Origin of the sequence: Paenibacillus sp. FSL K6-3182 (assembly GCF_037976325.1) — a bacterium.
Lineage (GTDB): Bacteria > Bacillota > Bacilli > Paenibacillales > Paenibacillaceae > Pristimantibacillus.
Window position 1 is genome coordinate 6,675,001 of the sequence record NZ_CP150265.1, and the last position, 22,051, is coordinate 6,697,051.

The 22,051-nt window shown below is 43.6% G+C and carries 18 protein-coding genes; 8 read left to right on the plus strand and 10 right to left on the minus strand.

Annotation, left to right across the window (positions count from 1 at the left end; translation table 11 throughout):
• Positions 1-27 precede the first annotated feature (27 nt).
• A complete protein-coding gene (locus MHH56_RS29300) occupies positions 28-519 on the plus strand; it encodes a DinB family protein (protein ID WP_339205133.1) in 492 nt (163 codons plus the stop codon).
• Between the two features lie 113 nt (positions 520-632).
• Here the strand turns inward: MHH56_RS29300 and MHH56_RS29305 are convergent, their stop codons facing one another.
• Positions 633-3,551 carry a family 78 glycoside hydrolase catalytic domain gene (locus tag MHH56_RS29305; protein ID WP_339205135.1) on the minus strand — a complete coding sequence of 973 codons (2,919 nt, stop codon included), beginning with the start codon at positions 3,549-3,551 and terminating at the stop codon, positions 633-635.
• A 144-nt stretch (positions 3,552-3,695) separates the two neighbouring features.
• Between MHH56_RS29305 and MHH56_RS29310 the strand changes: the two genes are divergently transcribed.
• The gene (locus MHH56_RS29310; protein ID WP_339205136.1) at positions 3,696-4,580 is read left to right on the plus strand and encodes a helix-turn-helix domain-containing protein; all 885 of its coding nucleotides are present in this window, start codon (positions 3,696-3,698) and stop codon (positions 4,578-4,580) included.
• A gap of 14 nt (positions 4,581-4,594) precedes the next feature.
• Here MHH56_RS29310 and MHH56_RS29315 read toward each other — a convergent pair whose 3' ends face one another.
• The 4 genes from MHH56_RS29315 to MHH56_RS29330 are packed head-to-tail and all read right to left on the minus strand — an operon-like array spanning position 4,595 to position 7,834.
• Entirely contained in the window at positions 4,595-5,344 is a 750-nt protein-coding gene (locus MHH56_RS29315; RefSeq protein WP_339205137.1) for a fused MFS/spermidine synthase, read from the minus strand.
• Between the two features lie 35 nt (positions 5,345-5,379).
• Positions 5,380-5,835, minus strand: coding sequence for a GNAT family N-acetyltransferase (locus MHH56_RS29320; protein WP_339205138.1), 456 nt, complete (start codon positions 5,833-5,835; stop codon positions 5,380-5,382).
• 37 nt (positions 5,836-5,872) lie between these two features.
• Entirely contained in the window at positions 5,873-6,772 is a 900-nt protein-coding gene (locus tag MHH56_RS29325; protein ID WP_339205139.1) for a copper amine oxidase N-terminal domain-containing protein, read from the minus strand.
• A 21-nt stretch (positions 6,773-6,793) separates the two neighbouring features.
• Entirely contained in the window at positions 6,794-7,834 is a 1,041-nt protein-coding gene (locus tag MHH56_RS29330; protein ID WP_339205140.1) for a hypothetical protein, read from the minus strand.
• 135 nt (positions 7,835-7,969) lie between these two features.
• On the opposite strand from MHH56_RS29330, the gene MHH56_RS29335 reads away from it, so the two are divergent.
• Positions 7,970-8,638: a hypothetical protein gene (locus MHH56_RS29335; RefSeq protein ID WP_339205141.1), complete on the plus strand. Its 669-nt coding sequence runs from the start codon at positions 7,970-7,972 to the stop codon at positions 8,636-8,638.
• Between the two features lie 1,238 nt (positions 8,639-9,876).
• Entirely contained in the window at positions 9,877-10,653 is a 777-nt protein-coding gene (locus tag MHH56_RS29340) for a class I SAM-dependent methyltransferase (protein WP_339205142.1), read from the plus strand.
• 64 nt (positions 10,654-10,717) lie between these two features.
• Here the strand turns inward: MHH56_RS29340 and MHH56_RS29345 are convergent, their stop codons facing one another.
• The 3 genes from MHH56_RS29345 to MHH56_RS29355 all read right to left on the minus strand — a co-directional run bounded on the left by MHH56_RS29345 (position 10,718) and on the right by MHH56_RS29355 (position 14,157).
• The gene (locus MHH56_RS29345) at positions 10,718-12,475 is read right to left on the minus strand and encodes a methyl-accepting chemotaxis protein (RefSeq protein ID WP_339205144.1); all 1,758 of its coding nucleotides are present in this window, start codon (positions 12,473-12,475) and stop codon (positions 10,718-10,720) included.
• A gap of 129 nt (positions 12,476-12,604) precedes the next feature.
• Positions 12,605-13,411 carry an AAC(3) family N-acetyltransferase gene (locus MHH56_RS29350; RefSeq protein WP_339205146.1) on the minus strand — a complete coding sequence of 269 codons (807 nt, stop codon included), beginning with the start codon at positions 13,409-13,411 and terminating at the stop codon, positions 12,605-12,607.
• A gap of 68 nt (positions 13,412-13,479) precedes the next feature.
• A complete protein-coding gene (locus tag MHH56_RS29355; protein WP_339205148.1) occupies positions 13,480-14,157 on the minus strand; it encodes a hypothetical protein in 678 nt (225 codons plus the stop codon).
• Between the two features lie 184 nt (positions 14,158-14,341).
• Here MHH56_RS29355 and MHH56_RS29360 point away from each other — a divergent pair, with 184 nt between their 5' ends.
• From MHH56_RS29360 to MHH56_RS29375, 4 genes are all read left to right on the plus strand, one after another.
• Complete coding sequence (locus MHH56_RS29360; RefSeq protein WP_339205150.1) at positions 14,342-15,298, plus strand: sugar ABC transporter permease; 957 nt, start codon at positions 14,342-14,344, stop codon at positions 15,296-15,298.
• Positions 15,295-16,125 carry a carbohydrate ABC transporter permease gene (locus MHH56_RS29365; RefSeq protein ID WP_076270407.1) on the plus strand — a complete coding sequence of 277 codons (831 nt, stop codon included), beginning with the start codon at positions 15,295-15,297 and terminating at the stop codon, positions 16,123-16,125. Before MHH56_RS29360 ends, MHH56_RS29365 begins: the two co-directional genes overlap by 4 nt.
• A gap of 82 nt (positions 16,126-16,207) precedes the next feature.
• On the plus strand, positions 16,208-17,602 hold the full coding sequence (locus tag MHH56_RS29370; RefSeq protein ID WP_339205152.1) for an ABC transporter substrate-binding protein: 1,395 nt from the start codon (positions 16,208-16,210) through the stop codon (positions 17,600-17,602).
• A gap of 334 nt (positions 17,603-17,936) precedes the next feature.
• On the plus strand, positions 17,937-19,001 hold the full coding sequence (locus MHH56_RS29375; RefSeq protein WP_339205153.1) for a ParB/RepB/Spo0J family partition protein: 1,065 nt from the start codon (positions 17,937-17,939) through the stop codon (positions 18,999-19,001).
• Positions 19,002-19,096: 95 nt separating this feature from the next.
• Here MHH56_RS29375 and MHH56_RS29380 read toward each other — a convergent pair whose 3' ends face one another.
• Entirely contained in the window at positions 19,097-19,717 is a 621-nt protein-coding gene (locus MHH56_RS29380) for an FMN-binding negative transcriptional regulator (RefSeq protein WP_339205154.1), read from the minus strand.
• Positions 19,718-19,864: 147 nt separating this feature from the next.
• Positions 19,865-22,018 (minus strand): efflux RND transporter permease subunit, encoded by a 2,154-nt coding sequence (locus MHH56_RS29385; RefSeq protein ID WP_339205155.1) that lies wholly within the window; start codon positions 22,016-22,018, stop codon positions 19,865-19,867.
• Positions 22,019-22,051 lie beyond the last annotated feature (33 nt).

Genomic DNA, 22,051 nt, shown 5'->3' on the forward strand with positions numbered 1-22,051 from the left:
ATAATTAAGAAGAATGGAGTGAAGGCAATGCAATCTCAGCCTATTAATGAAGTAAAAGGATTACTGCTGGAGGAATTGGAGCATATCGCGAAAACCTCTTCCAATTTGATTCGCAAAATCTCAACCGATCATTGGTCATATAGACCGCATGATAATATGAGGACGCTGCTGGAGCTTGTCCAACATATCGTATCTATTCCTTCGGTTGATCTGCTCATTCTTCAGGAGAACGATGAAACCGTCATCCGCAAGCTTGAAGCGGATATAGCTGCCGATCAAGACCACGAGAAACTAATTGCTTGGCTCACGACTGGTTTGCATGAAGTCAGAGCTTATATGGAAAGTCTTCCGGATGAGGATTTCCTGCACAAGAAAACAAAACCATTTTATCTAGAACACGGTTCGGTACAGGCAAAATGGCTGATTGAGATTACGACCCATATTCAGCATCATCGGGCGCAGATGTTTACATATTTGAAGATACAAGGCTATGAAGTCAACATGTTCGATCTATACTAAAATAATTCAAATGCATTTTACCGCACCTATAAAAAAAGCTCTCAACTGTCTACTGACAGCGAGAGCTTTTTTGCATCTTCACTCCATTGAGCGTAATTCAACCGATACTTCTGCTAAAAGATTTTTTTCTCCCGAACGATACCTTCGTATCCTTCTGGTATTTTAACATTCACTTTTACCGATGCCGGGGATTGAATGGAAACCTCAATAATTTTCTCATCGATCACTTTCCACGATACATCGATTTGCCCTGCATCGGAGAGAGGAACGCTTCCCTTCGCCCATGTAAGACCACAAGGATTAGGACTAATTTCTACCTCAGTCCAGCCCATTGCTGTACTCCGAATGCCAAGCACCTCGCGTCCAAGGAAATAAGCTGGCGCTGCCGACCAAGCATGACAATGACTTCTAGTCAGCATATTCGGATTCGCTCTATTTTCCGAGAAGTTCGGATACATCTCCCAGCAAGTTGTCGCGTCATGCTCGATCATTTGCCCGTAATTGCGACGGATATCTTCAACAATCGTAGAATACTGTCCCGATGCCGACAATGCTTCATAATAGAAGAAAGACATGAATGGACTGCCGATTTGAACAAAATGGGAAGGCGATTCCAGCAAATACTTCTCCATAATGCTTCTACGTTCTCCTTGCGCAACACCTGTCAAATAAGCGACCACCTGTGTTTGCACGGAGAAGATGTCTGATCTGCGTCCATCCACATGGATACAATCCAAGTAGGCAGACTGTTCCTCGGACCACAAATGCTGATTAATCGCCGCTTGAAGATCATCGGCTGCTGCCGCAAAACGTAAGCGCCCTTCCTCATCACCGGAAAAACCAGCCATCTCAGAGGCAACTCGCAGCGTCTTCACTAAGAAGCAGTTCTGATGTGTGACAATGCCATCGTTAGGCTGATCAATCGGCGACCAGTCGAGCAGGTTCCAGCCCTTAATAGCGAGCAATCCATCCTCATTGATTTCCTTCAAATAATGCTCTAGCGTAAAACGGATATGCGGATACATCTCTTGGGCAAAATGAAGATCTGCTGTTTGCTCAACATATTCACGGCATGCAATAGCCCAGAAAAAGGTCCAGTTCGGAATAACGCTGCTCCAACCGCTCGGAACCTGATTTACGTATAAAGGCGTTTGATCCTTCGATCCCGGTACAAGACGCAAGCATCGTTTTACCATATCATTTACGCCGAATAAGTAATTGCTGACCAGCGCTTCATTGCGGCTATCCCCCACCCAGAAAACTTGCTCATAGGCTGGGCAATCCACAAATGTATCTTCCATGCATAGCTTCGTCGTATGTCGGCTAATCTCCCATATGTCGTTCAATAAAGGATCTGAGCTTTGGAATCTACCAATCTCTGCTACTGGGTAATGGCTCGCTATATAATGAACATTTTGTATTTTGACCGGCGTATTCGCATTTCGAACAGTCAACATCAAGTACCGCAGGCCTCTGCGAATTGGAGAGACATGAATCTGTCTTCCTTCTTTACATACATAGCGCACAGTATTGTCCAGTCCAAACGTATCTTGGCGATAATCCTCAGTCATATACTCAAATCCGTAAAAATCTAAAATAGCACCCGCTTCTGCCTCAACCTCAAATGATAGATAACCCGTAAGCTCCTTGCCGAAATCAATTATAATTTCTGTATCTAGACCTGGATACATCGGAATAACTCCTGGCGATGCATTCGGAATAACAAGATTTTGCAAAGCCACCGGAATAACATGCGGAGTTCTTTCCTTCTTCCACACAGAGAGACCGAATACATCCACTTCACTTACGAGACTCTCATCGATAGAACGAATATATGAAGAATACGCATCCAAATCTTGAACGGAAGATACCTTATCTATCACTTGCTTATAATATGCATCCTCAAAATCAATCTGTCTCGATTCCTGATGATCCAAATATACAGTACTGTCAAAAGGTCCAATACTAATAAAAGCAGATGCTCCCTCTGGCTGTTGCTCAGAAGCTAGCGGTGATCGAACCTCAATCGGAACTTCACTGTAGATGCCCAGGTGCAGTTGAGCTGTATGCATGCTTCCACTCACATCAATTAAGAGTAAATGTTCGCCTTTTTGAATTGTCACTTCCGCATAGCGTTCAGGAAGCACTCCCGTGAACTGATCCGAATCCAGCTTCACCCCATTAATTGAGACTGCTCTTACGCACTCACTCGCAAATGGGAACCCAAGTATGATATCCGTGTCTTCTTGGACAGACAGTATGGTAGCCGCATAACCCGTGAAGCCGACAACATTTGCATGGTCCTCACTGCCCTCAACCATTTGATTGCGTATATCAATTGACGTAGAGAAGCTGAAGGACTTAACGCTGCTCAGAGATAAAATGCGTGAAGGATAAACAGGGTACTCTGCTAACAGCGGAATGTCCCGCTCTATTAGCGTCTTCCACGGTCCAGTGCCAACAACGCCTAGTAACGCCGCTTTCTCCCATGCATCACCACTACCCGCGGATGTAGTCCAATCGCTGTCCCACGAACCAGCATCAACATACTCAGAATAACCTTGCTGACAAGACATTCGAGGCGTACGTGTATGATAGCCTTCATGAATAGCTGTGCTCCAAGTACCATCTGACTCAAGCAGCGTTTGCGTTCCTTCTTCACTGCTTCTATCCAACTGCACAAGCAGCCCGCCGCGGCCTCTTAAATAGTAAAAGGTCGATACTCCAAAATGATGTACGAGCACCGCAATCGTATTCGACTGCCCAGGTACCAGCAAATGGCCAATATCGTACACATCATAAAATTGCTCAACCGTCCAAGAGCGTACAGGGCCGCGCCCTACCTGCTTGCCATTAATATAAAGAACATAGCGAGAATCCGCACTAATTCGCAGTGTTGTTTGAGTATTTTGGTCAAAATCATCCGATGATGGTGCAACATCAAAGCTCTTTTTGAAGCAACGCCATTCATTGCGAGGGCTTTCAACTTCTCCGCCCCAAATCCAATTCGCCTTCCAATTCCAATCCATCATGTTATTCCGTCCCTTCTAAGCGAGTAATCGTATGTTTTCACGTGCATTCTACCTCTAATTATAGTAAAATCATGCTACTCAATTACCCCTGTTTCGGACATTTATTCCCTGAAAAACGACATCGGATGAAAGGAATGAGAGCTGATGACAAGCAAGCATACGCTGCTTTATGAGAGCGAGCAATATTTTCAAAAGAGTAAATTCATCTTCGTAAACCGCGCCGAGGAAGACTTTGATCTGCCGCTACACAATCATGTTTTCATTGAGCTTGCTTATGTAGCTGAAGGCAAGGGTTTTCATCATATAGGGGATGAGGTCGTCCCCGTTTATAAAGGGATGTTATTTATTTTGCCGCCTGGCATTCCGCATGTCTTTCGTCCTTCAACACCTTCACGCAACAACTCGCCATTAATTGTATATAATTGCGTCTTCATGCCCTCGCTCCTTCAATCTCAGAAAGACTGGATTGGCGATCAGGAGATCGTTGATTTTCTGGTAACCTGTTTTAATGATGCATCCACTTTCCACTCCTTGTTCGACTCGGATAGTGTTATCGAAGATTTATTTCGCAGCCTGCTGCGTGAATATGAGCTCCCGCGGAGTGGATCATCGGCTTATTTGCTAACGCTTCTAGTGCAGCTGTTTCTATCCGTCTATCGATTAATGAAGGATGCTAAGGAGCTGTTATTAGAAGAGAATTCTTCCGCCCGCTTCCATCATGTGCTGAACTACCTTGAACAGCATGCGCATGAGAATATCACCATTAGCCAGCTTGCAAATCGCTGCGAGTGGAGCGAACGGCATTTCAGCCGCGTGTTCAAGCAGCATACCGGACAAACCTTCCTGCATTACCTGCAGCATCTGCGCATAAAAAAAAGCTGCGAGCTCCTTAGGAACTCCCAGCTAAAAATTAGCAGCATTGCGGAAGAGGTCGGCTGCAAAAATATCGATGCATTCCTCACCCATTTTAAACGAATTGTCGGCATGACGCCGCGCGAATATCGAAAAATCATACGTGACAATAAATAATCTGTATAGTCGGTTCATCCTTTTCGTTTGTCCGCCATACGATGCCCTTCTTCTAATTCTATTTCGAGGAAACCAGCCATTTCCCGTGATTGAAAGCTGAGCGTTTTGTTACTGCCGACGATGATCATATTACGAGTATCGGCTAGATCTTCTGCAGGCAGAGAGAAGGCTTTCGTATACGGATAGATCTCTTTCAATGTTGAATAAATTGAATTAATTAATTTATCGTTTTTGACTTTTCCGAAGAGATTCATAATAATCGAACCGCTTGCGTTCAGCTTCGCTTTCGTTAACTCAAAAAATTCCAATGTCGTTAAATGATACGGTGTCCCCTCTTTCGTGAAGGCGTCCAAAATAATATAATCAAAGCCGCCGGACGCCTGATTTTCAAGGATCAGCCGCCCATCTCCAATTACAACATTGTCCTCGCTATAGCTAAAATAAGTTCTGCTCAGCTCTACTACCTTCTCATTGATTTCCGCTATCACAAATCGTTTATCGGAATAGTGTCCGGCGATAGTTCCAATTCCATGACCAATCATAAAAACATCTTCGAACGATGGAACGTTATTTTCCATCAGATGCATGATCGCACGCGGATATTCCATGACGACTCGATTCGGCTCCTTCAAATCGATCGCTCCTTGAATCGCATGATTAGAGAACTGCAAGAAGCGATATTTTCCGATCTCCCCAAATAATTGATTGGCTTCATAGACGGTAATCTCTTGAGAGCCGCTAAGCTCCTTGGCTAACTGATACAAATCATCAAACTCCTTCAGTACATGTGAGAGCGAAATTAATTTAATGTTTTTTGGAAGGAGGTTAGCGATAGCCGTTCTTCCACTTTAATAACTCCCGTTTCAACATATCCGCTTTGCTTGTAAAGATTAACCGCAGGTGCGTTTTTAGATCCCGTTGATACGACGATCACGCTTCCACTGACTCCAACGCTTTCGATGTGTTGAAGAAGCTGCTTTGCGATTCCTTTTCTAAAATGGTTAGGGTGGATAATGAGCCGATGAATGTCTATGATGTTATTTTCAATCATGATGGCAATGGCTCCGCACAGCTCATTATTAATATAATAACCATAGAAGGTCTCGCCGCAATTACACAGCGTATCAATGGTGTCTTTTAATGGCGGTATCTCATAAAAATCAATGAGTTCTGCTTCTACCCTATAGGATGGAAGCTGTATACGCAATACTTCCTCTGCTATGGCAGCATCTGTGATGTCTATTTTTATAATCAATGTTAATCCCTCTCTAATTCCTTATAGAATCCTTTAATTATTTAATATCTGTTCGTACTTCTCCCTCAATTGGTAAAATGACGACATTAGCAAATTCTTTATTCGTATAACGATCGATAGAGCCTAGTTCCGTCTTCTTTCCATTGCTGTCAATTGTCCCATAATTCAGCCAATCCGCCATAAAGTTATCTAAGAAATAGACGGAATCACCAAATGGCTTTGGTTCTTTGCCCGCTTCTCCGTTTTTCCCCAATAAATCCTTTTGCCATTTTCTTTCTGAAATACCGCTATCGTTGATTTCATAATAGGTGATTAACCCTCTATATTCCATGGTATATCGCAGTGCCTCTCCTTGAGGGAAAGTATATACGAATGTGAAGCCTTCACCATATGGCGCAATATCCATGCCATTGTCAACTCCAGGAGTACGAATCGCAAGCTTTCGCGCTTCTGTAAGATCGCCATTTCTCAGCGTTTTAAACCGCTCTTCACCCGACGGTGTTCTTACAATAATCCGTTTCCCTGTACTGTCGGTTCCTACTGTTCCACCAAGTGTTTCCGTAACAAACCGAACTGGAACGTAAGTACGCCCTTTCTTTACGGTAACTGGGGCATCCAGAGGAACTTTTTCCCCATTTACATCAGCTGATTTTAGTCCGTCCTTTAATCGAACAGTCAATTTCCGAGCTGGATTTTGGATCACAATTGTCTTCGTAGCCGTTTCGTAGGAATATTTAAGTTTTTCAGGATCATTAAAGGCTGTGAGCTGCACCATCGTTCTGCCGTTCACGTTGAGCACATCATCCTGGAGCCTGCCGTCGATGAACATTTTAATGGTTGCCTTGGGTGCAGATGCCGCCATCGTTGCAGAACCCGCACTAAGCACACCCGCTATTGTTAGTGCAGCTGTCGTTGCTTTTAACCATTTTTTCATCATTAAAACCTCCTGCGAATTTTATTAACTTTGCGATTCCACTTCACCAACTTTAAAAGCGTCATCCTCCCATTTGTAAACAAAAGTGAGCAGCGGTAAACCGTGTTTCGAGACCACTTCTTCGATGGCATCTCCGTCTACATCCACTTCTTCCGCATGACCCGTGTCTACGAGCAGGAATGGAATGGGGCTTCCATCTTTCATTTCAAAATAATTGTGTATCGGTGCATTTGCCCCAAAGACACCGTCGATTCGAATAAGCGACTTACCATAAAGCTCTAGCTCTTTGATCGATAGAAGCTCATCATTGTTTTGTGAGTGCATGCCTCCGACTGCCCCAAGCTCATAAAGACCAGCTTCAGATTCGAAAGCACCATACACTTGCTCAACGTCGCCCGACTTCGAATAAATACTAATTTTTCCGCCACTAATGTTCTGTTCTTTAATAAGCTGCTCCATTTGAAAGTGATCTACCTTCGCAACCTTCTGATCGTTTTGAACCTTCTCATAGGCAAGCGGCATAACGAACTCACTCTGCTCAGTGAGCTGTGAGTCCTCTTGAATGATTTGGAGTAATTCATTCGTCGCTTCCTTTGTTAATGTAAAGCTTTTATGTGTATCTTTCACATCCATAATAACGCCCTGTTTAGAACTCTCGTTTATCCAAAGGTTGAAGGTGTTTTTCACGATTGGCTGTTTCACCGTAATCGTAAATATCGGTTTCGACATATTTAAAATACCTTGCATTTGTACTGCCGTATTTATAGCGCTGACAAAAGCCTCCAGCCTCCATTGATCCGTGTACACTGACTCAACGGACTTGGCACCCGCTGCTCTGGAAATAGATATTTCTTTCGCATCTGTGATGTTAAATGAAGGACTAGTCTTCTTATCCAATAACCCTGTTAGTTTAGCTTGAACCCGTTGCTGCTCCTGTACATTAGTTGCCTTTGGGCCAACACTTTCGGCTGCACAACCAGCAAGAAGCAGCATTGTAATGACAGCTGAAACAAATGTTCCTTTCACTTTTTCGTCAGTCCTTTCATAAGCAAAAAGCTGTTCCATCGCAACCTCATGTATAGTGACGCCAGATACTGTAAAAAAGTTACTTTTTTAAATCGAATTTAATAAGTAGATGTATGGAAGGATTAGACAGGAGAAAACTAGAATAAAGGAGTAAACGTTATAAGGAGTGTATATATGAGCATTACTACTTATCCAGAGTTCGTAAAGCTAGTCAGTCAATATAAGATATTTCCATTCTCTGACCTTATCCCTGAGCATCCGTCCCTCACTGCCGTGGTTCCTAGTGACAGCTGGCATACAGAAACTGAGTTTGATCCGTGGATATGGCGGGTTAAAATCGTAAAGGATGAGCATGCGGCATATGGCAAGTTTTTTGGAAGCAAACTAACCTTTATTCACGTTGACTTGTTTCCTCATATCCCGTTTTTGTTATCCCAAGGAAAAAGCGTTGAGGAACGCTACAGCAGTGGGCTTATGTCCCAAGAAGCTAGAAATATTTATCATATTATCAAGGAAGCAGGCAATATCGACTCACGCAATTTACGTAAGGAAAGCCGGCTGACCGCTAAAGAACAGAAGAAGGACTACGATAGAGCGCTTGTTGATCTTCAAAACTTTGCTGACATTGTGATTACCGGGGCACAGGAAGCTGACTTCGATGGCGGTTGGAGCAGCATGTGCTTTGAAAGCTCAGATCACTGGCTTCAAACCACACTTGGTAAAGAGGCTGTTGCTCACGATAATCTAGCAGAGACAAGAGCTATCGTCAAAGTAGAGCTGAGCGATGTATGTACGGAGAAAGCTCTTAAATATTTGGATAAAAAACTTCATCTCAATAAATAAAAAAGATGTGACTCGTTGATTACCTCGACTGTGCTTAAGTTCCGTCCTTACGGACATAAAAGCCTTTATTTCTCAAAATAAAGGCTTATTTGCTTTCTAACGGACATAGGATCCTCTATTTGCCCAAAATGACCCCCAAAGCCTTCGAAAATCATGAAATAAGAGATCCTATGTCCGTTAGATCGAGAAAAAGGATGATTTACGGCAAATAAGGTCTCTCATGTCCGTTACTGGGGTCATGTTTAGGTTCTGTGGTTAGGTTTTTTGTTTTGGTTCTGTGGTTGGGTTCTGTGTTGGGTTCTGTGTTGGGTTCTGTGTTGGGTTCTGTGGTTGGGTTCCGTGGTTGGGTTCCGTCTGTAGGTTGTGTGTTTAGGCAGTGTGTTTAGGCTATGTAGTTAGATTTTAGTCTCGACTTCGGTTTAAGTTTAGGTTTCACGTTTAGAGTTAGGCTTAGCTTCGGTCCTTACGGACATAGAAGCCGTTATTTCTCAAAATAAAGGCTAATTTTCTTTTTTACGGACATAGGATCCTCTATTTGCTCAAAATGACCCCCAAAACCTTCGAAAATCATGAAATAAGAGATCCTATGTCCGTTAGAGCGAGAAAAAGGACGATTTACCGCAAATAAGGTCTCTCATGTCCTTAAGTTGAAAGAAGAGATCAAAAATCGTCTTTTAAATGATAACTAGCACTCGTCATCATAAAAACTGTACATCGGTCATCATAGATACATAGCACTAGTTATCAAAAACCATTGCTCTCGTCATCATAAAGCATAGACAATTAAGTTATTAATTTGTCATACCCTTTGGGATCAAGGCCTTCTGGCTTAATCTCGCTCATTGCACTTGCTTCTTTTGTTGTTTTGGAATGACAAGACTGACAAATATAATATTTCGTTTGTTTTTCAATGAGCTTTCGATATTGAGGATCACTGTGATTAATATCAAATGGTTTTCTGCACAACATACAGTTTACATGCATTCCATAATCACCCTCTCATAGACCAGCATTCATTAATAGTATAAATGAACCCGTTGTAAATGAGAATTTAGAAATATCTTTTTTCTGGAAATATTGACCTATATTTGCCTATTGCCTATACTTATAATAACTTTATAAGAAAGCGAGTGGTTATCATGCAAAAACTACATTCCGGTACGTTCATTATTAAGGTGCGTAAGGGATAATCATTACGATCCCTTCCGTAAACATCTAATTATCGGAGGGAATTACGTATGTCGTTTAGTTATTATGGAGAACTTTGTACAGTGGTCTATGATTTATCCAAGAAAACAGGTCAATCTATCGGTGGCGATTTAGAATATTACGAAGATCGACTAAAAGATTGCAAGGGTCGTATTCTCGAAGCAATGGCCGGTTCTGGTCGTGTTCTCGTTCCGCTTCTAGAAGCAGGGCTGCAAGTCGATGGTGTTGATTATTCAGCGGAAATGCTCGCATCCTGCCGTCAACGCTGTGAGGAACGCGGGCTCGTTACTGAGCTGTATGAGTCAAATTTGCAACAGCTTGATTTGCCTCATCGCTATGAAGCCATCATTATCCCAGGCGGTTCATTCCTATTAATAGAGAACCGAGACGAATCACTTCTGGCTCTTAAAAATTTGTATAATCATCTTGAGCCAGGCGGACGTATCATACTTGACCTGTTCCTGCCTGACAACAATTTCAGTTGTGGGCAATACAGCGGTACGTCGACATTCAACCTGCCGGATGGAGACATCATCACCATGGAAGACAAGCTTGTTGAAGCCGACTTATACAATCAATATAAGATTTCATATATTAAATATGAAAAATGGCACAACGGCGCTCTTATCCAAACTGAGCTGCAGCGCTTTGCTATACGTTGGTATGGTGTCGAAGAGTTTAAGCTTATTTTAGAAAACATAGGTTTTTCCGATGTGGTTGTGTCAGCTGATTACAACTATGGCCAAGCTCCATCAAACGGCAAACAAAATTACGTTTATGAAGCGATTAAGCCCTTAGAAGCTTAAGTAATAAGTAAATATGCAAATAAAAAATAGGCTGCCAGCATTGGCAGCCTATTACTTGTTTAAATCAAACATTTACCTGAGCAATAGCTTGTCTCATATCCATGGTATTAGAGCTTAACACCACAGACACTTCATGTACTTGCTTCATCATGTCCAGCTGCTGTGCAGTCAGCATTTGAATTTGCTCCGTTTGATCCGATACATCTCTTGCGATATGCGCAATACTGCTTACGGTAGCGGCTACCTCCTCAGAACCAGCTGTTAACTGCTCCGTCGTCACCGATACCTCCATAATTTGCTCACTCACAAGTCGGAACGATTCAACAGCATGCAAGAATGATTCTGCTGCTTCACCTGATAATGAAACTCCGTCCTCAATATCTTTCGAAGCTTTCTCCATCTCTTCGCTAATTTTCCCTGATTCTATTTCAATATTGCCAAGCAGCAATGAAATTTGCTGTACGGAGGAAGCAGAAGCTTCCGCTAGTTTGCTTACTTCTTTTGCTACAACCATAAAGCCTGTTCCATGTTCCCCAGCCCTCGCTGCTTCAATCGAAGCATTTAACGCTAGAAGCTTGGTTTGGGAAGCAAAATCGCGAACGGAGCCAATGACATGACCGATTTCACCTGTATAGCTCTGCAATTGCCTTGCAATATGCAGTGTCTGACCGGCAGAAGCCGAAATATTTTTGATTTGTGTGTTCAGTTGTATCATCGCTTGTTCGCCCGATTGTGCGATTTCTAGTGACTGTACCGCTGCGCTCGAAACGGTGGATGAAGATTCCGCAATCTTAACGATTCCCTGCGCAATTTCCTCCATCGCAAGTGCGCTGTCATCTGCACTTTTTTTCTGGGCATGTGCACCCTCAAAAATATGCTGAACTGAACCATTCATCGCCTCGCCCATTTGCAGCATATGATCAGCACTGCTTGCAAAGGATTGTGTAGATGAAACGAGCTGCTCAGACGTCTTTTCAACATTGACAACTACTCCGCGAACTCGCTCATTCAAATGCTCGGACATCGTAAGCATCGCCTTGTATACCGTACCTATTTCATCAACGGATTTGACTGGCTTTGCTCGCAAAATCGCATTCGCTTCCACCAGATCACCTAAAGCCATCTTCTCAGCGCTGGCAGTTACCGTCTCCAAAGGCTGAAGCGAACGACGGACAAACCAGATGATCGCCCCGATTAAAACAAGCGTGATGACTAGCATCATGATATAGAGTGGGATGCTTTCCTTTATGACACTCTTAGCCAGCTGTTGAAATACAGCTGCATCCGTATCAATGCCAATCGCTCCAATCACTGCGCCACTGTCATCTTTCAAAGGTACATAGGCAGACAAGTAAGAACCATATACCGGGTTTTCAATTAGTGGAGAGCTTGCATTTCTTCCAGCAAAAATATGTTCAACCGCCGAAGCCGGCATATCTGTTACTTCATTAATAGGGGAAGCTGAGCTATCATCTTTAGGCAAACCGTCGATCATAATTCTCGGTTCACGATTTTCATCAAAACGAACAAAATAGACGTACCTTGCTCCAATTTGCGATCGGAAATAACTAAGTTCCTCACGAATAGACCAGTATAGCTCTGTTTCCTCAGGCTGCTTGAGAAATTCCGTAAATTCCCCCGACTCAAGCGTGGCCGCATAGCTCTCTGCAATTCGAATATTGTAGCTGTTAATCGCCTCTTCAACTGCAGAATTGGTTTGCACTACTTGTGTTCCTATGTAGCCTCCCGCGATCAATATCATAACTACGGTCATAGCGCATAAAACACGGACAATCAGATGCTTTTTCAATAGCGTTATCATTCGTTCGCTTCCCCTCTGTTCGCTCACTAGCAAGTTATTGCTCTTGAAAGCTTTGCCTGATGAATATGGTTATATTTCTCATCATACCACCGTATTTCGACATTGGGGAAAAATATTACAAAAGGGAAACTAGCGGCCTCTATTAGCTTCCATCCATTTTGCTCCGTAATCAACTAAAGCTTTAACTGGCATGAGCAGCGCGTCCGCATTGCCGACCTTTCCTCTGCGAACATGATCCGTTTCTTTCTCAAAACACTCGCCTAAATGATTAAAATCATCCGTATCAAAATCAACGTCGCGCAGCGCAACCCATTTTTTCTCTCCGTCTACAAGCATCGGTGCTTTATTAATCGTTTCTGCTTTATTTGCATACTCAGCTCGATACTCCGCTAGATGAAGAGTAGTGTTTTTATTATGACCCACGCCCAGCAGCAGCACCCAGCCTTCCAAGTCATAAAGCCTCGCTAACGGAGATTGTTCACTCAGACTGTATTCCAAGCTATGATTTGCAGTTATCCTATCCTTCTGAGAGCCCCACGCTGCAAAAGACACCTGTGGATGATTGCTTCGAACGACGCCATTTTGTTTTCTAAAACATTCATTTATAACTCCCATGTCTAAGCAAGGAGTCAGGTCTATTTCAAAAGCAGGCATTGTATCTCTTATCGGCTGCCACCATGATTCCTTCACTGGCGGGTATCGCCAAATTTCAGGATCAGACAAATCAGGCGTATGCGTTGGCATGACAAGTGTACCTTCGCTTGTCAGACATGACTCTATCGCCAAAATCACCGCAGTCGGCCCGCCGGATACAAATCCGCCAAGCGCCTTCATCGAGGTATGCATCATGATCGTCATTCCAGGTTGTATGCCGAGTTTAATCAAATCCGATTTCAACGTTTCCGATGTTAATAAATCCCCTTGTATTTCTTCCATTTTGAGCCCCACCTTAATATGCTTTATCTTTTATCTCATTAAATAAAATCTCTGGCTGCTGCGCAACTCTATTTAGCTTTCAAAAAAGATACTGCATCCTCCAAACGGTCTGTTTTTAGCGCTAGTTTTTCAGTATTGAATACTAAGATGACTGGAAATTGCTCGATATTAAACATCTTCTTTATATCTAGCACGTTGTTTGGATTGTACGCCATCATGCTGTAGCCGCCCTTAAGCATGATGCTTGCTTCTTTCTCGATCTCATTAATATCAAAAGGCTCTCCCTTACCATCCTCGTATATAACGGTCGTTCGGTAGCTGCCTTTTTTGCTTGCCAACAAGCCTGCTCTCTTAAAAAGCTGCTCATTAGACATCGATAAAACAATGAGCTCATCCGGCGTATCCGTAATCTTCTCCGTACGCGAGGGATTGATCTGAACCATCTGTCCTTGCTTCAAGTCCTCCCACTTCAGCTTATCGCCTGCTTCATTGTTTATTCTGGTACTTGGAAGCACGAGGGCCTCATATTCTACGCCCCAATCTTCTATAGCTGGACCCGGCTCATCGCGCTTCGTCCACTCGGAAATATCGAATACGATTTTTTTCTCCTGCTCGTTCAAACCATTAATAAAACCAATCATTTGGTCATCACGGTAATGACCATACGGCTTACTGCTGCAGCCAGCCAGGAGCATCCCTACTGTCAAAAATAAGATGAGGCCTGCACTCGTCCATCGTTTCATCATACCCCCCCTTTCAACTAATAACGAGCATCACGATTTAAATGTTCCGGTATTTTACAATTCACTAACAGTGCATGCCTATCCTTTAATGCTAGCGATCTACAATTTATTATTAATTTCAAAACATTCCTCGAACATTCTAAATCTACACTAAATGGAGAACATGGATGTGAAAGGATGATAGGGAATGAACATGCAAGAAGGCAAGCTTACTCTAGCCGCTAAGCGTACACATAGCTCTCGCGCTGCTAGTCGACTACTCGCTAAAACGAATCGATTGAGGGAGAACGCACTTGGTTATATGTTTTTGGCTCCTTCACTTTTGCTATTTACAGTATTTTTATTTTATCCATTGCTGAAATCAGTCTATTTAAGCTTCCAATTAACAGATCCCAGAGGAAGAGTCGCTGAGTATGTCGGGTTCGATAACTACACGCAGCTGTTTTCATCGGAAATGTTCTGGAATAGCCTGACGGTTACAGGCCTATTCACACTATACACCGTTCCTGTCGGCATTGTACTTGGCATCGTTACAGCCGCGCTCACGCATATCAAGCTGCCAGCCATGCGTATTTTTCAATTCATGTTCGCAATGCCGCTCGCGCTGTCCGTAAGTACTGCAGCCGTCATTTGGATGATCCTCTTCCACCCCAGCCTCGGAATGCTGAATTATATCCTATCAACGCTAGGCATTGCCCCCATCCAATGGCTTACCAATCCATCTACAGCTTTATTATCGATATCCATGATGACCATCTGGATGCAATCGGGCTTCAATTACATTATCGTGCTCAGCGGTCTCCAGAGTATTCCGGATGACATGATCGAAAGCGCAAAGATTGATGGCGCAGGCCCATTCCGTGCATTTTTGCAAATCGTACTCCCACTGCTGTCGCCTACTCTATTTTTTCTAGCAGTTATCTCGATCATCGGTTCCTTTCAATCCTTTGGACAAATCCATCTTCTAACCAAAGGCGGACCTGCCGGATCAACAGAGGTATTCGTATATTCCATCTATAAAGAAGCGTTCATTAACTACCAATTCGGAACAGGAAGCGCCCTGTCGTTAGTCCTATTCGCTATCATTCTTATTTTGACGATTATCCAGTTTGTCTTTGTAGAAAAGAAGGTGTATTACCAATGATCGGATTAAAGCCATTTTTACGCCGCTCTAGTGTGTACTTGCTGCTCTCATTGCTTTCCATTGCCATGCTGTTTCCTTTGATTTACACATTTCTACAGGCATTGATGACACCTGAGCAGTCTCTTCAATTTCCGCCTGACTTGTTTCCCGATAGCGTGTATTTGGGCAGCATCTCTGCCGTATTTGAGCTTATTCCCGTTGGTGCGTTCATAGCGAACAGCTTTCTTATCGCGACCATTATTATGGTTGGACAAGTTTTTATCGCGAGCATGGCTGCTTACGCCTTTGTATATATCCGTTTTCCAGGCAAAAAATATTGGTTTTCCTTATTCCTCTCCACCATGATGATTCCGTGGGAAGTCACCATTATCCCCAATTATTTGACTGTAAAATCATGGGGATGGCTGGATTCCTATCAAGGATTGACGATTCCTTTTCTCGCGTCTGCGTTTGGCGTGTTTCTTCTGCGGCAATATTTCTTACAGCTGCCTCGCGAGCTTTTTGAAGCAGCAAAAATAGATGGCAGCGGGCATATCCGCCACTTCTTAGTTATCGTACTGCCACTTTCACGTCCAGCCATAGCTTCATTATCTGTCTATGTGTTTCTGAATTCGTGGAATATGTACCTTTGGCCCCTGCTCATAACGAACAGCGATAAGATGCGAACGGTACAGATCGGCATTAGCATGCTGCAGTTCGAAGAAATGACAAGCTGGAACATCGTTTTAGCCGGCGTAGCTATTGTGCTGTTGCCTTCCTTATTACTGCTCATTGTTGGATTAAAGCAGCTCGTACGAGGGATTACTGCTGGTGCTGTAAAAGGATAATGAATGAGGTGGCTCCGTCTTTATAGACGTTTCCATAAATGTACTGTAAACAAAAAAAGTAGTAGAGAGGGAGAGAAAAAGAATGAAAGCAAGGTTTAGGTCTGGTTTGACGATTATGATGGCGGTAATGTTGTTTGTAGTCACAGCCTGCGGAGGCAACAACTCTGGGAACAAAGGCAATGCAGAGGCGCCTTCTGCTACGAACTCAACTGAAGCTTCAGCAGCTCCTACCGAAATGGCAAAAGAACCTGTTAAAGTTGTTTGGTGGCACTCCATGGGCGGAGAACTTGGCAAAGCAGTAACCCAGCTCGTTACAGACTACAATGCATCACAAAAAGATGTAGTCGTTGAAGAAGTATTCCAAGGAACCTATGACGAGAGTTTAAATAAAATGAAAGCATCGATGGATTCCAAATCTGGGCCATCACTCATTCAAGTATACGAAATCGGTTCAAGATTCATGATTGACTCCAAAGCAACTACACCTGTTCAAACTTTTGTAGATGCGGAAAATTATGATCTTTCTCAGCTAGAAGAAAATATTACAAATTACTATACATTTGACGGCAAGCTTCACTCCATGCCTTTTAACACATCAAACCCAATTTTGTATTATAACAAAGATTTGTTCAAAGCTGCTGGACTTGATCCAGAAAAAGCACCAGCAACTTTTGAAGCGGTGAAGGAAGCTGCTGCTAAGCTTACGCAAAATGGTCAAACAGGTGCTTCATTCGCAATTTATGGCTGGTTCATGGAGCAATTTTTTGCAAACCAAGGCGTAGAATATTTAAATAATGGCAACGGACGTACGGCTTCCGCTACAGAATCTCAATTAAATAATGAGACTGGTGTTAAAACATTGTCATGGTGGAAGGATCTTGTTGACAGCAAATCAGCACTTAACTTGGGACGTAAAACAGACGATACGAAAAAAGCATTCGCAGCTGGCCAAATCGCTATGACCTTAGATTCTACCGCTTCGCTTCGCGGAATTGTAGATTCAGTGGCTGGCAAATTTGAAGTAGGTACTGGCTTCCTGCCTAAACCTGCCGATGCGAAAGATGGCGGTGTTGTCGTTGGCGGTGCAAGCTTGTGGATTCTGAATAACAAGCCCGAAGCTGAACAAAAAGCAGCATGGGATTTCATCAAATTTTTAGCTAAGCCAGAAACACAAGCTTATTGGCACATCAACACTGGTTACTTCCCGATTACAAAAAAAGCTTATGACGAAAAAATCGTTGCCGATAATCTAGCAAAATATCCACAGTTCCAAACAGCAGTTGATCAGCTGCACGCTTCTATCCCTTCCCCTGCTTCGCAAGGCGCAGTGATGGGCGTATTCCCTGAAGCGCGTCAGCTTGTTGAAACAGCGATTGAAGAAGCATTAACTGGCGTAAAAGAACCACAAAAAGCGCTTGATGATGCCGCTAAAGCGATCACTGAAAAAATTGCAAACTATAATAAAACAGTTAAATAATTTGTGAGTCTAAGCCAAGCCTCGTTCACGGGGTTTGGCTTTTTTTGTCCATTCTCCCCCTCCATATCGGTACTCTCTGCCAAGCTAGTGTCGCTATTTCGTGCCATCTGCTATAATTAATCAGAACACCTGTTTGTCCAAATTGATGAGTCTTCTCTCGAAGAACCAGCATCATTTCATTGAAAATGTCATCTTGCAACCATTCCTAACAAAAGATCCGATATAATAGAGGAAGCCACTATCATAATCGGATGCTCAATACTTTTACATAACAGACGAACGAAGAACAAATGACGCCATGCGTTCTAGTAAACAAAAAATTAAGGAGAGACCTATGGATATCATTGAAATTGTTACTGATTTAATTGATGAGGATACCGATCAACCGAGGTACCAGTTTGACGAAGAAGCGCTGCAAGAATTAATGAGAAGCATCGAAGAAATAGGCCTGCTCTCACCGATTAAAGTAAGAACGACAAGCAACGGACGTTATAAAATTATTTATGGGAACCGCCGCTATAAGGCGAGTAAAATGCTCGGACGGCCAACGATTCCTTGTATCGTCTCAACCGTAACAGACGAGATGGAAATATACTTGGAACAAATAGCAGAAAATTTGACGCGCGAAGGCTTCTCTCCGATTGAAGAGGCCGAGGCGTTCAATAAGCTGTTGAACGATTCAAAGTTTAAGAGCTCCACCAAATTTTTGTCCGGCAAGCTGGGCAAGCCTGAATCGTATATCAAAAACAAATGTGAACTGCTGAAGTTTGGCAATGCCGTAAAGAAGCTGATCGTTGGCGGCACTGAGATTAGGAAGGATAAGCTAACCGAGGATCAACTGCTCCCCCTAAAGGATCTGCCGATCGAGCATCGCGATCCACTTGCGCTGATTGCAGCGAGAGATGAACTGCCAGTAAGCGACGTAAAAAAAATTGCCAAGCTGTTCAAAGATAAAACGATCTCTGACAGCACGAAGGACAAGCTGCTATTTAAATCAGGCGCTGGACTCATCGAAACCTGGTCAACTCATGAGCAGAACAAAGCGGAGCGCGCCAAGCCTGCACCTGTTACCGAGCCCAAAGCAGCTGCTTCGAAAGTAGAGAAGCAAATCAAACAAGAACAAGCTGATTCTGAACCAGCTCCAAAGACTAACCAACCATCAGCTTCAGCTGCGTCCATTGAGCTTGCTCTTCATGAGCTGACTGCAGCCCTTCCTTCTCACTTGACTTTGTCTTCGGATATTCTTCAATCCATTGAAGCGATTCGAGCGAGCGGGCAAGTTGATTTCATTCAAGGAGTCAGCGCGCTGATCGACCAATTAGAAAAACATTTGGCAGAATGGAAAGCAGTCCAAGAGCTTGCAAGCGCCAAGCTGCAGGCTGTTGCCACAGCGGATTAAACAACCTACGCGTCCTATGTAAATCAAAGAACCAGACAAACGCTACAAGCGTGTTCGTCTGGTTCTTTCATTGTCTTTTTTATTTATTTCATGCGCTACAAAGATGATCTCTTCACATTATCCTTCATCAGCTTTGCAATCTGCTTCGATTGAACATCCTTCTGTAATTCCAGCGCATCGATGACTCGTTCTTGTCTTTCTTTGGAATGATTTTGGCTCAGCTTCCATTTGCCTTCTATTTTTGAAATATGAATTTTAAATCCAACAATGCCTTTGGATAAATTGTTAATGTACGTTGGGTCAGCTTGGCTCATGCTCCACGGGTTTGGCATGCTTGATTCATAATGGCTAACCGATTGATCTACGATTTTGAGCAGCTCCGCATGATCTTCAATGAGCTCGACATGACCATACACATGAACAGCGGTATAATTCCAAGTCGGCACGGAATTTGGCGTTTCGTACCAAGAGGATGAAATGTACGAATGAGCTCCAGTGAAAACAACGAGTACTTCCCCTTTTAAGCTTGCCCAATGCGGATTTGCTTTTGCCATATGTCCATACAAATAACCTTCGCTTTCATCTAACAGCAAGGGGAGATGCGTTGCACAGGGCTTACCTTCATGTTGTGAAAATAATATAGCAAAGCTATTCTGCTCCATCAGAGCGTATAATGTCTCTTTATCCGTCACTTCAAACGATTGAGGTATGTACATGAAATATCTCCTCTGCATTATGATTATTCAAACTATAGCACAAATCAATTTCCGCTATAAGAAATAAAAATAAGGAGCAATTATGCTTTTCCTCAAATAGGCAAATGAAAAACGACTGCCGAAGCAGCCGCAATATACATACGATTTCTATTGCTTCAACCAGCTCGGAGCCCACCAGTTCCATTTTCCAAGCATGAGCATTAAGGAAGGCGCCAGCACCATTCTAACGATTGTTGCATCAATAAATATGGCCGTCGCGATGCCGATGCCGAGCTGCTTTACGCCAACTACTTCGCCAAATGCAAAGGGTGCGGTGACGGAGATCATGATAGCTGCAGCCGCGGTTATCACATGACTGACGGAGGAAAGCCCCTTTCGTACAGCCTGCTTATTACTGCGCGTATGATGAAATTCCTCGCTTATGCGCGAGATGAGAAAAACGCCGTAATCCATACTAATTCCAAATACCAATCCAAAAATAAATACCGGAATCATAATGGCAATGCTGCTCGGCTCAATCCCCAATCGGCCATCCATGAAGATCCATGACAGAATACCAAAGGATGCTCCTATGCTCAGAAGATTGAGGAGTATCGTTTTGAGAGCAATGAGGACGGAACGAAAGGCAACAAGAAGCACGATGAAATTCGTAACAAATAGAAAGAGCATCACATAAGCCAAGCTTCCAAAAACATGATCGAATACTTCCTGCTCATACTTTGCCTCTCCACCAAGCGAGAAGAATATTTTTGATGCTTCCCCTCTACGCTCCCACTCCCTCAGCCAATTCATCGTCTCGCGAGAGGATGGTTCGCCCGCTATCGTCACTTGCAGCAGCATTTGATTATTTTTCAGAAATGGCTGGAGCGCCGGCTGGAATTTCTTATTTTGCAGTGGCCGCTGCATGATTGTCGTCAAATACTCGGGTGACAAATTAAGCCTAGAGAATACCGAATCCACCCTCAAGACGCTCGGATCTTGCTCCAAGCGCTTCGTCAGCTCATAGGCGTTCATCCAATCCGCTTGCTCCAGAAACAGACTATCTCCGCGAGCAATAACCCAAACTTTTGATGTGGAGGGCAGCTCAAAAACAGCCTCTGAGGTCTCAGCGGCCAAACGAGATTCATAGTTTTGAGGCAATGAAGCCTCATCTGGAACAGCAGTCTCCATTCTACTAAGGGGCAACAAACTTAGGATAAGCACGCCCCCTGCCAGCATCCCCATCATCATTGGCCGTTTCATTACCAAACGAGCAAGCCCATCCCATACAGATGAACGACTGGTACCAATCGGGCGCGTTTTTTTCGTTTGCATTGAAGGCACGCAAATCGCAAGCAGTGCAGGCAGCAGCGTAAACGCGAGCAGCAGCGATACGGCCACTACTGTCATCGCTCCAAGCGCAATGGACGAGAACATGGGCAGCGGAATCCAGATAAAGCTCAGCAAACCTAAGAAGACACAAGCTGCCGATACAAAAACAGCTCTGCCAGCTGTCTTCATCGTTGCAGCAAGCGCCTGGATAGGCTGCTTGTGCCCTCCGAGTTCCTCGCGAAATCGGCTAACGAGCATAAGTGCAAAGTCGATGCTTAGGGCAAGTCCCACCATCGGAATCACATTCAGAACAAAATTGGACAGCGGCAATTTGGTGCCTATTCCATATACAATTCCCATAGCAATCGTCACTCCCGTTATACCAATAACGATGGGGAGCAGCGCAATAATGATTTTACGGAAAACGAGCCACAAGATCAGAAAAGCAAGCGGTATGCCGATCAGCTCTGCTTTTGCTAAATCTGCATGACTAGCCTCATTTACATCACCTTGAATAACTGATTTGCCTGTCACTTTTATCGAAATACCGCTGTGGACGGGCAAAAGTTGATTTAACTGCTTCAGCGTATCCTCCATCCGATAAGGTGGAGCGTCGAATGAAAGCAGCGCGTACGCGTAGTTCCCATTCTGCAGCTCCTGCCGCTCAAGCGGAGAAATGATATTAGTCAGACCCTGAGTCCCGCTCACCTGCTGAAGCGTCTGTTCAATAAAAGCACGAAATCGCGACTTCGATAAGTTGTCCGTTTTCTCGAATAGCAGCATGATCGGTGCTTCTGACAGATTAAAATCGGATGCGAGCACCTGCTGCACCTTTGCATAACTTCCCTTTTGCGGATACAAGCCATGGTCTTGTACGACGGAATCAAGCCTAAGCGCATGACTGCCAACTAAGATAAGTGCAATTGACCATAAGAAAATACACACTCGCGGAAAGCGAAAGGATAGGAGTGCTAGGCTATTCATCCCCATGAATATGCACCTCCAAAGTCAGTCACATCCGCA